This is a genomic window from Gordonia amarae NBRC 15530, from assembly GCF_000241345.1.
GTDB classification, from domain to species: Bacteria; Actinomycetota; Actinomycetes; order Mycobacteriales; family Mycobacteriaceae; genus Gordonia; species Gordonia amarae.
On record NZ_BAED01000020.1, the window covers coordinates 295,128 to 308,412 of the forward strand.

10 protein-coding genes, 1 tRNA gene and 1 other RNA gene are annotated in these 13,285 nt (G+C 67.0%); 8 read left to right on the top strand and 4 right to left on the bottom strand.

Translation table 11 applies throughout. The features are described from left to right. Window positions 1–2 precede the first annotated feature (2 nt). Window positions 3–1,688, bottom strand: coding sequence for an AMP-binding protein (locus GOAMR_RS06385; protein ID WP_005184385.1), 1,686 nt, complete (start codon window positions 1,686–1,688; stop codon window positions 3–5). Window positions 1,689–1,918: 230 nt separating this feature from the next. Here GOAMR_RS06385 and GOAMR_RS06390 point away from each other — a divergent pair, with 230 nt between their 5' ends. Continuing rightward, a complete protein-coding gene (locus tag GOAMR_RS06390) occupies window positions 1,919–2,911 on the top strand; it encodes an aldo/keto reductase (RefSeq protein WP_005184388.1) in 993 nt (330 codons plus the stop codon). Window positions 2,912–3,142: 231 nt separating this feature from the next. Continuing rightward, window positions 3,143–3,721: a hypothetical protein gene (locus tag GOAMR_RS06395; RefSeq protein ID WP_005184391.1), complete on the top strand. Its 579-nt coding sequence runs from the start codon at window positions 3,143–3,145 to the stop codon at window positions 3,719–3,721. A 131-nt stretch (window positions 3,722–3,852) separates the two neighbouring features. Here GOAMR_RS06395 and GOAMR_RS06400 read toward each other — a convergent pair. Then, window positions 3,853–3,938 (bottom strand) — tRNA-Ser (locus tag GOAMR_RS06400). A gap of 119 nt (window positions 3,939–4,057) precedes the next feature. Between GOAMR_RS06400 and ffs the strand changes: the two genes are divergently transcribed. The 6 genes from ffs to GOAMR_RS06425 all read left to right on the top strand — a co-directional run bounded on the left by ffs (window position 4,058) and on the right by GOAMR_RS06425 (window position 10,152). Next, window positions 4,058–4,152: signal recognition particle sRNA small type (gene ffs / locus GOAMR_RS24085), an RNA gene on the top strand. A gap of 50 nt (window positions 4,153–4,202) precedes the next feature. Beyond that, window positions 4,203–5,489, top strand: coding sequence for an aspartate aminotransferase type Ic (locus GOAMR_RS06405; protein ID WP_040514492.1), 1,287 nt, complete (start codon window positions 4,203–4,205; stop codon window positions 5,487–5,489). Window positions 5,490–5,521: 32 nt separating this feature from the next. Beyond that, window positions 5,522–6,805 (top strand): glycosyltransferase 87 family protein, encoded by a 1,284-nt coding sequence (locus GOAMR_RS06410; RefSeq protein WP_244427287.1) that lies wholly within the window; start codon window positions 5,522–5,524, stop codon window positions 6,803–6,805. Between the two features lie 184 nt (window positions 6,806–6,989). Then, a complete protein-coding gene (locus GOAMR_RS06415; protein WP_005184398.1) occupies window positions 6,990–7,187 on the top strand; it encodes a type II toxin-antitoxin system VapB family antitoxin in 198 nt (65 codons plus the stop codon). Then, complete coding sequence (vapC, locus tag GOAMR_RS06420) at window positions 7,187–7,594, top strand: type II toxin-antitoxin system VapC family toxin (protein WP_005184400.1); 408 nt, start codon at window positions 7,187–7,189, stop codon at window positions 7,592–7,594. Before GOAMR_RS06415 ends, vapC begins: the two co-directional genes overlap by 1 nt. Before the next feature lie 65 nt (window positions 7,595–7,659). Beyond that, on the top strand, window positions 7,660–10,152 hold the full coding sequence (locus GOAMR_RS06425; protein ID WP_005184403.1) for a DNA polymerase III subunit gamma and tau: 2,493 nt from the start codon (window positions 7,660–7,662) through the stop codon (window positions 10,150–10,152). A 226-nt stretch (window positions 10,153–10,378) separates the two neighbouring features. On the opposite strand, the gene GOAMR_RS06430 is transcribed toward GOAMR_RS06425, so the two are convergent. After that, on the bottom strand, window positions 10,379–11,701 hold the full coding sequence (locus GOAMR_RS06430) for a class I SAM-dependent methyltransferase (RefSeq protein ID WP_005184409.1): 1,323 nt from the start codon (window positions 11,699–11,701) through the stop codon (window positions 10,379–10,381). Then, complete coding sequence (locus GOAMR_RS06435) at window positions 11,698–13,188, bottom strand: FAD-binding oxidoreductase (protein ID WP_040514493.1); 1,491 nt, start codon at window positions 13,186–13,188, stop codon at window positions 11,698–11,700. The genes GOAMR_RS06430 and GOAMR_RS06435 overlap by 4 nt, the downstream gene beginning before the upstream one ends. Between the last annotated feature and the right edge of the window lie 97 nt (window positions 13,189–13,285).

Below are 13,285 nucleotides of genomic sequence, written 5' to 3' on the forward strand. Positions count from 1 at the left end.
GGTCAGCGCCCGGCCGCGGCCCGGTCGAGGAGTTCGCCCTTGCGGATCTTGCCGGTCGCGGTCATCGGGAGCTGTTCGACGAGGATCACCTCGGGCACCTTGTAACCGGCCATGTTGTCCTTGGCCCAGGCCCGCAGGTCCGGTGCGGTGAGCGCCGGGTCGGCGGGGACGACGAACGCGACGGGAACCTGGCCGCGGTCCGGGTCGGGGCGCGGCACCACCGACACCGCCCCGACCCCGGTGTGCAGCCGGAGCAGCGCCTCCACCTCGGACGGGAACACACTCATCCCGTTGATCTTGATCATCTCCTTGGTGCGGGCCAGATAGTGCAGGGCACCCCAGTCGTCGAAGCAGCCGACGTCACCGGTCTGCAGCCAGCCGTCGTGCAGCGTGTCGGCGGTCGCGTCCGGGCGCCCGTAGTAGGCGGTCATGACCGACGGGCTGCGGACGATGATCTGGCCCGATTCGCCGATCGGAACGGGCTCGCCCTGCTCGTCGACGACGAGGATCTCGGTGCCGGGGACCGGCAGCCCGCAGAACACCGGATCGGCGAGCAGGTCACGGTCGCCGTCCTGGAAGCCGAGCGTGAAGGTGTCACCGGTGTGGGTTTCGGTCATCCCGTACGACGCCTCGCGCAACGTGATTCCGGTGAGATCGCGCCAGCGGGACCGGAATTCGGGGTCGAGCTTGAGGACGAAGGACACCCCGAAGGCGTTGCGGATGCTCGCCAGCCGGGAGCCGGTGAAATCGGGGAGCCCGGACATCTCGACGTAGTTGTCGATGGTCGCGATCATCTGGGTGACGCCGTAGCGTTCGATCAGTTGCACGGACACCGCCGGATCCCAGCGGGTCATCAGTACCACGGTCTGGCCGTTCAGGAGCGGGCCGATGATCCCGAAGTCCTCTCCGGCGATCCAGAACACCGGAAGGAAGTTCAGTGCGACCGGTTCCGGATCGCCGATGGTGCCGCCGCCGGCCACCGTGATGGTCGCGGCCGTGTACGCCATGTGTCGCTGGGTGTGTTCGCAGCCCTTCGGCATGCCGGTGGTGCCGCCGGTGTAGTTCAGCGCGGCCAGGGCGTCCGGATCGTCGGTGCGGGCGGGCGCCCGGGGTGCGGTGAGGATCGAAGCCCAGTCCGAATCTGGTTGCGGCCCAGCGGGAAACGGCACGGTAATGTCCGGTTCGGTGTCGAGAAGATCGCCGAGCGCGGTGGTCGCGACGGTGTGCACCGACGTCCCCGTCACGGCCTCGTCGGCGAGTGGCCGCAGGTCGGGCTGGGTGAGCAGCACCCCGACATCGGCGTCGAGCAGTTCGTACCGCAGTTCGTGTCCCTTGAACATCGGGTTGATCGGGACGTACACCGCGCCGGCCTTGAGGATGCCGAGCATCGCGATGTGCACCTGTGGGCAGTTCCCCAGATGCACCCCGACCCGGTCGCCGGCCACCACCCCGACCGAGTCGAGCCAGCCGGCGAACCGGTCCGATGCCTCGTCGTATTCGGCGTAGTCGATCAGGCGGCCGTAAAAGTTGATCGCGGTGGCCGACGGGCGTTCCCGCGCCCAGTGCCGCAGGTGCGCCACCAGGGTCTGTTCGCCCGCCGGGTAGTCGACGGTGCGCGAGACCTCCGCGGGCCAGTTCGCGGCCTGGATCCGGGACAGTTCGGCGAGTGCGTTCGTGTAGTCGGCCATCACGCGGCCCTCCTGGAGTCGGCTACCGGCGGCGGACACACCGCCCCTGTCGATCATGGACCGGCCGTGACCGGAGTACGTCGGGAACGGCGGAACCGCGCCGCTGCCCGATCCTGGAACCCGGCCGAAAATAACCCTATGACCAGGGCATATAGGTGTTCGAGGGCCAGCGGGGCCGCGGCGGGTGGCTAGGGTGCGTCTATACGGCGGAGAACGTGGGAAGGAAGCACATGACGGCAATTGTGGAACTCGGCGACGGATTCAAGGTGTCGGCGCTCGGATTCGGTGGAATGTCGCTCACCGATGTCTACGGCGCGGTGACCGACGACGACGCGCTGCGCACGCTCAACCATGCGGTGGACAGCGGGGTCACGTTCATCGACACCGCCAACGGGTACGGCGACGGCCGCAGCGAGACGACGATCGGCAAGCTGCTCAAGAACCGCCGCGACGAGGTACAGCTCGCGACGAAGTTCGGGATCGTCAAGCAGGGTGGCGTCGGGCAGCGCGGCGTGCGCGGCGACCGCGAGTACATCCGGGAACAGGTGGAGCTGAGCCTCGGGCGCCTCGGCACCGACCGTATCGACCTCTACTACCAGCACCGTGTCGATCCGCTCGTGCCCATCGAGGAGACGGTCGGCGCGATCAAGGAACTGATCGAGGAAGGCAAGGTGCTGCACATCGGTCTGTCGGAGGCCACCGGCGACGAGATCCGCCGGGCGTCGACCGTGCACCCGATCGCGGCGATCCAGTCGGAGTGGAGCGTCGTCTCCCGCGACGTCGAGCGGTTCGTCGTGCCGTCGGCGAAGGAGCACGGCGTCGGTTTCGTGTCGTACTCGACGCTTGCCCGCAAGTGGCTGACCGGGCTGCTGGACTACGACGAACTCGTCGACGGGGATGTGCGGCTCAAGATCTCGCGCTACACCCCGACGAACCTCGCCTACAACCAGCCGATCCTCGACGAGTTCCTGCGGATCGCCGGCGAGGCCGGGGTGACGGGCGCACAGCTCGCGCTCGCCTGGTTCTACAACAAGGGCCGGCAGCTCGGTGTGTCGGCGGTGTCGATCCCGGGTTCGCGGTTCCCCGAGCGGGTCACCGAGAACGTGGGAGCCGTGGAGGTCGAACTGTCCGACGACCAGCTCGGCCGTCTGGACGCGCTCGCGGACCGGGTACGTGGCCACCGCTCCGCACAGCCGCAGCTGGTGTCGTCGGCGCGGGAGTGACCTGGCGAAACAACTGAACAAACGAATCGGAGCCCGGGTGTCACATGGTGGCAACCGGGCTCCGATTCCGGTGCGGAGAACACGGGATAGGCCCCCGATAATTCCCAAAACGGGCATATCTTTGATTGGCGACAATGTTCCCGGCGAGTGTTCTTTCAATTCACCGTGGCAAATCTGTGCCACTATGAACGGTCGGTAAGTCAAGAACTCACTGGATCGGATGACTCAGATATGCGAACAACCAAAAGTCCCGTACTGAAGCTGCTGACCGCACTGATCGCGGTCGCGCTGGTACTGCTCGTAGGTGGCTGTAAGGACAGCGACTCCGACTCGTCGAGCGCCAAGACGACCACCACGAACGCCGCGGGTGTGTCGTCGGGTGACGACTTCAGCTGCCCCGAGTCGAACACCATCAAATTCGCCAAGACCAAGTTCGTCACGCACGCCGGTCTCGGCTTCGGCGCATTCCACCGCTACATCTACAAGCCCGCCAAGAACGGTGGATTCAAGAAGGGCGCCGACGGCCGGATCAAGGCATTCGCCAAGGCCGGTCTCGCGGCACTGTTCGTCAAGCGTGAAGTCCGTCTCGCGGCCGAGGATGCCAAGGCCAACCCGACCCTCTGCAAGGCCGTCGCCGCGCCGCTGAAGTCCATCTCGGACAAGATCTCCGACGCGGTGAGCAAGGCCAGGAACGGTGACCTCGCCGGCGTCGAGGACGTCGAGAAGTCCGTCACCGGCGTCATGAAGTCCTCGAAGGACCAGGGCGACGAGATCACCCCCGACGAGAACGCCGACATCACCGGGAACTGACAGCACGACCTGACAGTACGACCCGTCAGTCACAGGGCCCGCCGAGCGAACGCCGCCCGGCGGGCCCTGCCGTCGGCACAACGAATCGGAGCCTGGGTATCACGTGGTGACACCCAGGCTCCGATCAACTGCGGAGGATAGGGGATTTGAACCCCTGAGGGCTGTTAACCCAACCCGCGTTCCAGGCGAGCGCCATAGGCCACTAGGCGAATCCTCCAACATGGCGATGATAGCGGTAGACGCGCGAGCGCCCAAACCGCCGCCCGAACCGCCTGCCCCCGCCGCGCCGCCGACATACCCGTTGTGACCCCGGCGGCGGGTGGGGCTATGCTGGTCGTCGGATCCCGCGCGGCGCGCATCCTGTGAACTCCCCCAGGGCCGGAAGGCAGCAAGGGTCAACGGGCTCTGCCGGGTGCGCGGGGTCCCCTATGCTTTAGAGGGAAGTTTCCCGCACACCCGGTTCACGGTGAGAGGTCCCGCGTTGAACTACCACTCGATGAGTGCCGACAATCTCCGCGACACCCAGGCCGAACTGCGAAAGCTCTACGACGAGCTGTGCGCGCTCGGCCTGTCCCTCGACATCACCCGCGGCAAGCCCGCGCCCGACCAGCTCGACCTGTCCAACGGGCTGCTCGGCCTGCCCGGCGAGGACGACTACCTCGACGCCGCCGGCACCGACACCCGCAACTACGGCGGCATCGCCGGTCTGAAAGAGCTGCGCGAGATCTTCGGTGAGCTGCTCGGTGTCGACGCCGCGAACCTGATCGCGTTCGGCAATTCGAGCCTGACCCTGATGCACGACGTCACGGTCGCGGCGCTGCTGCACGGCACCCCCGACTCCGAGCGGCCGTGGGCCAAAGAGGACACCGTCAAGTTCCTGTGCCCGGCCCCCGGCTACGACCGGCACTTCGCGATCACCGAATCGTTCGGCATCGAGATGATCACCGTCCCGATGAACCCCGACGGCCCCGACGTCGCCGCGATCACCGAACTGGTGGCCGCCGATCCATCGATCAAGGGGCTGTGGGTGGTGCCCACCTACTCGAACCCGACCGGTGTCACCTTCTCCGCCGACGTCACCAAGGCACTACTCGCGGTGCCCGCGGCCGCCGCCGACTTCCGCATCTACTGGGACAACGCGTACGCCGTGCACACCCTCGTCGAGGCCCCGCCGGTGCCGCACCCGGTGCTCGAGTGGGCCGCCGAGGCCGGTCACCCCAATCGCGTCTACGTGCTCGGATCCACCTCCAAGATCACCTTCGCCGGTGCCGGGGTGGCCTTCTTCGGGTCGTCGGCCGACAATCTGGCCTGGTTCACCAAGCACCTCGGGATCTCGACGATCGGTCCCGACAAGGTCAATCAGCTGCGGCACGTCCGCTTCTTCGGCGACGCCGACGGAGTGCGTGCCCACATGGCCAAGCACCGCGAACTGCTCGCCCCCAAGTTCGCGCTGGTCCTCGACATCCTCGACGACCGGCTCGGCGATGCGAAGGTGGCCGACTGGTCGCATCCCGAGGGCGGCTACTTCATCAACCTCGATGTGCTCGACGGTGCCGCCAAACGCACCATCGAACTGGCCAAGAACGCCGGTATCGCCCTCACCGCGGCCGGGTCGACGTACCCGTACAAGCAGGACCCGCGCGACCACAACATCCGCCTCGCCCCCACGTATCCGGGCATCGACGATCTGCGGACCGCGATGGAAGGTGTGGCCACCTGTGTGCTGCTCGCCGCGACTGAGACGTTGCTCACCACACATACCGACTGACCAGGGTGCGGCGTGGTGAACAATAATCGTCTGTGAGACCAGCCCGCCCGACGATCGCCGCCGCGGCCTTCGTTGTGCTCGCGCTGGTCGCGCTGTGGTTGCAGGACGTGATCGTCCCCTATTCGATGCCGTTCTGGGGGCTGTTCGACAACCAGCTCGACCTCGATGTGTACCGGGCCGGGGCGCAGACCGTGCTCGACGGCCAGAAACTGTACGACGTCAAGCTGCTCGGGCAGATGGACTACACGTACGCCCCGATCTCCATTCCCTTCTTCATCCCGTTCGCGCTGATGTCGTTCTCCGCGGCGCGGATCGTGTGGAGCGCGGGTATCATCGTCGCGCTGTACCTGGTGATCATGCTGAGTTTCCGGGTGCTGGGGCGGCGGCCGTCGTGGCAGGTGCGGGTGATCGCGGGGTCGCTGGTGGCCGTCGTGATGCTGCTCGAACCGGTGCGCACCACCATCTGGTACGGGCAGATCAACGTGTTCCTGATGTTGCTGGTCCTTGCCGACCTGACCCGAACCCCGGATCGGACAGGCGCAGGCGAGTCGCGGTGGCGCGGCGCGGCCACCGGACTGGCCGCCGGGATCAAGATGACCCCTCTGATCTTCGGGCTGTACCTGGCGATCGTCGGGCGGTGGCGGGCCGTCGCCGGGCTGGTGGCCGGGTTCGCCGCGACCATCGTGATCGGTTTCGTGATCATGCCGAAGGCCGCGCTCAAGTTCTGGACCGCGCGTATCTCCGACTCCAACAGGGTCGGCTCGCCGCAGTCGGTGGGCAACCAGTCGTTGCGCGGCTGGCTGGCCAACCTCACCGGCACCGACACCCCGAGCACCACGATCTGGCTGGTGCTGGCGGTGGTGGCGCTCGGCGTCGGCATGTACGCGGCGTATCTGGCTCACCATCGGGGGAACGAGTTGCTCGCGCTGACGATGGTGGGGATGACCGGGTGCGCGGTGTCGCCGATGTCGTGGGGGCATCACTGGGTGTGGTTCGTGCCGCTGACGGTGATCGGCGTCGACCTGCTGCTGCGGGCCGATGTCTCCTCGATGCGGCGGCTGCTGGTGGGGGCGGGCCTGGTGGCGATGCTGCTGGCCGCGTTCTCCTGGCGCACCCACTACGACCACGCCATCTGGTTCGTGCTGCGGTCGGTGCCCGACGGCTACATGATCGGTCTGTTCTTCAAAACCGGCGTCGGCTGGCTCAAGTGGTTCACGATCTTCCCGTATGGCGCGATCTTCGCGGTGTCTGCGCTCGCCACGATCGCCGTGTACCGGCCGGTTCGAGTTGCGGAGACGGCGATCGAACGCATCTGACCGCGTGGTTCCTGGCAGTCGAGGGCGTCCGAATAAGGGTGTGGGACGCGTTTGCCGCCGGCGCCGCCATGATCACCGGCGTAAGAGGATCGAACGCAGCACCGAAGCCGACGGTGTCGCCGCCAGCTTCGCCAAACCACGATCGGCCCGAATGCTGTGTAGCTTTGTGTGTAAGGAGGCACACATGGCTACGAACCTCGCAATTGATCCTGAACTTCTCGAACACGCTTTCCGGGTGAGCGGCGAGCGAACCAAGAAGGCAACGGTCACCGTTGCACTTCAGGAGTTCATCGCGCGCCGCGAACAGGCGGCGATCCTTGATCTGTTCGGCACGCTGGACTGGGACGAGGGTTTCGACTACAAGGCTGAGCGCGCGCGCTGATGAGCGTTCTTGTCGACACAAGTGTGTGGTCGTTGGCGTTTCGCCGGGATTCTCCGCCGACCACGCCTGAACTCGATGAGCTTCGTCGGCTCCTCGTGGGCGGGGACGTGGTGATCACCACCGGGTTCGTCCTTCAGGAGTTGCTCCAAGGGTTCGTTCCCCGGCACGCGCAGGAGCAGATTCTTGCTCGCTTCGCGTCGGTTCCCGTGCTCGTTCCCTCGATTGAGGACCACATCGGTGCGGCTTCGGTGCGCAATACGTGCCGCAGAGCGGGGGTTCAGTTGGGAACAATCGATGCACTGCTCGCTCGGTTGGCGATCGTGAACAAACACACTCTGCTCACTGCGGATCGCGATTTCGTCCATGCCGCCCCCCACATCGGGTTGCGGGTGTGGCAGCCCGGATGACACTCGCGAACCCTCCGGGTTCGCCTGATCGGTCGACCGTCAGTGGTCGCCGGTAGGCTCGACGCGTGGCCCTGTATCGCACCTATCGCCCGGCAACATTCGCCGAAGTCGTCGGTCAGGAGCATGTCACCGACCCGCTCAGCCGCGCCCTCGACAGCGGCCGGATCAACCACGCCTACCTGTTCTCCGGCCCGCGCGGCTGCGGTAAGACATCGTCGGCGCGCATCCTGGCGCGCTCGCTGAACTGCGCGCAAGGACCCACGTCGACGCCGTGCGGTACCTGTTCGTCGTGTGTGGCGTTGCGGCCGGGCGGACCCGGCAACCTTGACGTGATCGAACTCGACGCCGCCAGCCACGGCGGTGTCGACGACACCCGCGAGCTGCGGGACCGTGCCTTCTACGCGCCGTCGGAATCGCGGTACCGGGTGTTCATCGTCGACGAGGCGCACATGGTCACCAACGCGGGCTTCAACGCGTTGCTCAAGATCGTCGAGGAGCCGCCGGAGCATCTGATCTTCGTGTTCGCCACCACCGAACCGGAGAAGGTGCTGCCCACGATCCGCTCGCGCACCCACCACTACCCGTTCCGGCTCCTCGCCCCGCCGGTGATGCGCGGTCTGCTGGAGAACATCTGCGCCAAGGAACACGTCACCGTCGCACCCGACGTGTATCCGCTGGTGATCCGCGCCGGTGGCGGTTCGCCGCGTGACTCGTTGTCGATCCTCGACCAGTTGCTCGCCGGTGCGGGCGAGGACGGGGTCACCTACGACCGGGCCCTCGCGCTGCTCGGCGTCACCGATGTCGCGCTCATCGACAACGCCATCGACGGCCTCGCCGCGGGCGACGGCGCGTCGGTGTTCGCGACGGTCGAACGGCTCGTCGACGCCGGGCACGATCCGCGCCGGTTCGCGATCGACCTGCTCGAACGGCTGCGGGATCTCATTCTGCTGCAAGCTGTTCCGGAGGCCGTGGACCGTGGTCTGGTGGAGGCGCCGGGGGAGCAGCTCGACCGGATGCGGCACCAGATCGGGGTGCTCGGGCCCGCCACCCTCACCCGGTTCGCCGAGACCACGCACGCCGCGCTCGGCGAGATGCGCGGCACCACCTCGCCGCGTCTGCTGCTGGAGGTGCTGTGCGCGCGACTGTTGCTGCCCGCGGCGTCGTCGGATGAGACGGCGCTGCTGCAGCGGATCGAGCAGCTCGAAGCGGGTGTGGTCACCAGTGGCGCTGCGGCCCGTCCTGCCGCCGCGCCCGCGAGCGCGCCTGCCGCCGCGGCTGCGTCCGCCCCGCCTGCGCCGACACCGCCGGTCACCGAGTCGCGGTTCATGCGGCCGTCCGAACGCAAGGCGATGGAGGAACGCAAGGCAGCGGAGGAGGCCGAGCGGCGCAAAGCCGAAGAGGCCGAGGCCGATCACGCGGCGCAGGATCCGGCGGTGCGGGAGCCGGTGGCCGAACAACCGGTGCCCGAACAAGCCGCACCCGATCAGCCGGTGGCGTTGGCTGTGGCACACGACGCAGAGTCGGCTCGCTCTGAGGCCGCAGAGGCGCTCGTACCGCCCGCGGCGCGGGTCGACGAGACCCCGCCGTGGGATCCCGACCCGGTGGCCACGGAGGATCTGGCGTCTGCTCGGCAAACACCGTCATCCGCAGAAACACCTTCTCCCGCAGCGGAACCAGAACCGGAACCGGTCACCGAACCTGCCGAATCCGTTGTCGCGGAGCCGGTACCAGAACCTGCCGCACCGTCCGGTGCGGGCCGGGAAGCCCGGTTGCGGCTCGTTCCGGACCAGGAAAACGGCCCGGATCATGAATCCGGCACGGCCGCAACGTCTGCCGACGACGACGACGTCCCGCTCCCCGAGGAGCCTGTCGACGAATACGCGCTGCCGCCGGAGGATGCGGCACCCCGGTCCCGGCCGGTGCGTCCGGCGCCGGAACCCGAGCCGGAACCCGAAGCCGAACCCGGTGGTCTTGACCTCGACGCCGTGCGCACCCGGTACCAGGAGTTCCGCAACGCGGTACGGGAACGGGCCAAGACCCTCGAACCGATGCTGTCGGCCGCCGTCGTGCACGACCTGCAGGACCGCACCGTCGTGCTCGCGCACCCGTACGAGGCGCTCGTGCAGCGGCTCGGCGCCCCGCACGCCGTCTCCGTGATGCGGGAGGCGCTGCAGGAGGTGTTCGGCACCGAACTTGACGTGCGGGCGGTGCATCAGGCGCCCGGATCGGCCCCGGCGGCAGGAGCGTCCGGTGGTCCGCGGCCCGCCGTGAAGCAGCAGCCCAAACGCACTCAGACCTACTCTCGTCCGAGCGCCCAGAATCAGGTCGCCGCGTCGCCCGCGGCGGGGCAACCGGAACCTGCCGCCGACAAGCAGCCACCGCCGCCCGAACCGGAACCGGAACCCGAACCGCCCCGCGCCGACGAGGACATTCCCGAGGACGAACAGGCAGAGATGGTCGCCGACGCCCACTCGGGCACCCCTGACCGTCGCCACGACCAGGGGGCCGCCGCGCTCGACCTGCTCAAATCCGAACTGGGCGCGACGGTTATCGAGTGATCGCCCCGCCGACTGAGCTGCAGCCAGGCGGAACCCCCGCCGGTTGAGGTGCGACGAGCCGCCAGGCGAGGAGCCTCGAAACCCGGTGAGACGACAATGTCATGTCACCGGGTTTCGAGGCTCCTCGCTTGCGCTCCTCGCACCTCAACCAGCGAGGGGCAGAGGCTCGTCGCTTGCGCTCCTCGCACCTCAACCAGCGAGGGGCAGAGAGCTGGGGGAGCCGTCGTCAGGCCTGCCACCAGGGGCGTAAGGGGAGCTGGTTGCTGCCCTGCTCGTCGAGCTTGGTGGCCAGGACGTGGTGGAGCTGAACGATGTTGCGGTCGAAACCGATCCGGCAGCCGGCCATGTACAGGCCCCACAGGCGGGCGGTGCCCTCGCCGACCTCGGCCACCGCCTCGTCCCAATGCTCGACGAGGTTGACGTTCCAGTCGCGCAGGGTCATCGCGTAGTGCTCGCGCAGGTTCTCCTCGTGGATCACCTCCAGGCCGCCGATGTCCTGGATCTTGGAGATGATCTTGCCCGAACCGGTCAGCTCGCCGTCGGGGAACACGTACCGGTCGATGAACGTGCCCGCCTTGTTGCGGTTCGGGTTGTCCGGGCGGGTGATGCAGTGGTTCAACAGCATTCCGCCGGGGCGGAGCTTGTCGCGCATGAACCCGAAGTACGACGGGTAGTTGCCGATGCCGATGTGTTCGGTCAGGCCGATCGACGACACCGCGTCGAAACTGTCCTCGGTGATGTCGCGGTAGTCGCTGTGCCGGACCTCCGCGAACTCGCTCAGCCCCTCGTCGACGATCGCCTGCTGCGCCCACTCGGCCTGCTCCGCCGACAGCGTCGCACCGACCGCGTATACGCCCTGGCGGGCCGCGTAGCGGACCATTCCGCCCCAGCCGCAACCGATGTCGAGGAGCCGGTCGCCCGGCTTGAGGCGCAGCTTCTCGAAGATCAGCCGGTACTTGTTGTCCTGCGCCGCCTCCAGCGAGGCATCCCGGTCCGGGTACACCGCGCAGGTGTAGGTCATCGACGGCCCGAGCACCCATTCGTAGAAGGTGTTGGATACGTCGTAGTGGTACGAGATGGCCTCGGCATCACGGGTTTTGGAATGCCGCAGCCCCTCGGCGAAACGCCGCCAGCGCGGCACCGCCTCCTGCGGCGGCGGGGCGATCGGCTTGAAATGTTCGATGCCCAGCGAGCGCGCCACATTCGCCAGCTGCAGCGGCGACGGCTTGCTGAACTTGAGGTCGGAGGCCAGCGCCTTCAATGCCGGATACGGGTCTCCCGGATGGGCGCCGACCAGCTCCAGGTCGCCGGAGATGTAGGCGCGGGCCAGGCCCAGGTCGCCGGGGGCGGTCACCAGATAGGTTGTGCCGCGCGGGGTTTTCAGATCGAGACCGTACTGGGCGTCCTCGGGTCCCGCGGAGCTGCCGTCGTAGGCGGTGATGCGGATGGACAAATCGCCGCCCATCATCGTCTCGAAGATCTCGGCCAGGGTCAGCTTGGCCGACCCCTCCTCCTGCGATCGTGTCGGTTGTTCCTTGAACGTGGTCACTGTCGCTTCACCGCCTTCGCATAAAGATCTAGCAGCCGGCCGTCCGGGTCGTACCGCTTCTTGAGGAGCTCATAGTGCCCCCCTCCGTATAGGTCATTGAATTCGTCACGGTCGTAGAATGATTCGGAATACAGGGACTTATGCCCGTCCAGTTCCGAGACCTTGCGTTCGATGAGTTTGTTGGTGTGTCCGGGATCGCCGGGTGTCACCGGAACCCCCGACCAGAACCCGACATTCACATACGTCCGGTTCGGTGCCAAAGGATAGAGCGGCCACTGTCTGTGCTTGTCTGCGCCCGCTCGCGGGCTCGCGGATCGCGGGTCCTGCGGGCCGGAAGTCGTGTTCTTCCCTCCTCCTTCGCGCGGGCTCGCAAGCTCACCCGGCTCAGTCGTCAGTCCAGAACACGACGGCCCGCCGGACCGAAGCCGGAGGGGGCAGAGCCAGATGGGTTCGATGGGGACGTTCTCCAGGAACCATTCGACGTAGGCGGCGGTGTTCTCGATGGGGACCTCGATGTCCTGCACCACCCGCTCGCTCGGCGGCAGGCCCTTGCGGGCGTTGAGTTTGTCACCGATGTTCCAGCGGTGATCGTAGGCGATCAGCTTCCAGTAGAAACTGCTGCGCAACAGGCGTTTCGGCCACCAGCGGCGCACCTTCGGATTCTGCGCGCCGAACGCCCGCGAACACCAGAACCAGTCGGTGTCCCAGCGCCACAGGTAGTCTGAGATGGTGAGCCGGTCGGTCTCCCGCTCCTGGATGGACCGGTAGAAGATGTCCATCCCCGTGTAATCACTGACCGGTCCCGGCTCGTCGGTCTGGCGGCCCAGCGTCAGATATGACTCGGCGGCGCTGAACACGACACCGTCGAGATAGTCGACGCGTTCGCCGTCGTGGCTGCCGTCGGTGACGATGTGGTCCATCGCGGCCTGCAGCTCGGCGATGCTGCCGAACCGGATGTGCCGCAACGCGACATACGGTGCGACGGACTCCAGCTCAATCCGCAGTCGCACCGAATAGCCCAACGTGCCATATGAATTGGGGAAACCGTAGAACAGGTCGGCGTACTCCCCCGTGGGGGTGGCGGTGATGATGTCGCCGCTGCCGGTGAGAACGTCGATCTCCGTGACCGATTCGTGCGGAAGGCCGTTGCGGAACGACGTCGACTCGATACCCAGGCCGGTGACCGCGCCGCCGAGGGTGATGGTCTTGAGCTGCGGCACCACCTTGGGCGCCAGTCCATAGCGGAGTGTGACCGCCACCAGCTCCTCGTAGGTGCACATGCCCGCGACATCGGCCGTGCGGGCGGCAGGATCGACGGAGATCACCCCGCCCAGGCCGGACACGTCGAGGCCCGGATTGGGGTTTTCGGCACGTTTGCGGAAAAGATTTGACGTCTTCTTCGCCAATCGGACAGTGGCCCCGGGCGGGATGGCCCGATAGCTCGCGAGGAGAGCCCGAACCCCCTCGCTGAATGCCTCCGGCCCCATCTCCCGCTTCACAGACACCACTTCGTTAGCCTAGGACGGAAGCCAGGGGGCCGCCAATCAGGCCACGCCGTCATCAGCACTTCACCGCAGAACACGC

What these genes read in the sequence shown, in the direction of transcription:
- GOAMR_RS06390 (WP_005184388.1), top strand. Translation starts at nt 1,919, where the DNA reads ATGACGGCAATTGTGGAACTCGGCGACGGATTCAAGGTGTCGGCGCTC.
- vapC (WP_005184400.1), top strand. Translation starts at nt 7,187, where the DNA reads ATGAGCGTTCTTGTCGACACAAGTGTGTGGTCGTTGGCGTTTCGCCGG.
- GOAMR_RS06435 (WP_040514493.1), bottom strand. Translation starts at nt 13,188, where the DNA reads ATGGGGCCGGAGGCATTCAGCGAGGGGGTTCGGGCTCTCCTCGCGAGC.
- GOAMR_RS06415 (WP_005184398.1), top strand. Translation starts at nt 6,990, where the DNA reads ATGGCTACGAACCTCGCAATTGATCCTGAACTTCTCGAACACGCTTTC.
- GOAMR_RS06385 (WP_005184385.1), bottom strand. Translation starts at nt 1,688, where the DNA reads ATGGCCGACTACACGAACGCACTCGCCGAACTGTCCCGGATCCAGGCC.
- GOAMR_RS06395 (WP_005184391.1), top strand. Translation starts at nt 3,143, where the DNA reads ATGCGAACAACCAAAAGTCCCGTACTGAAGCTGCTGACCGCACTGATC.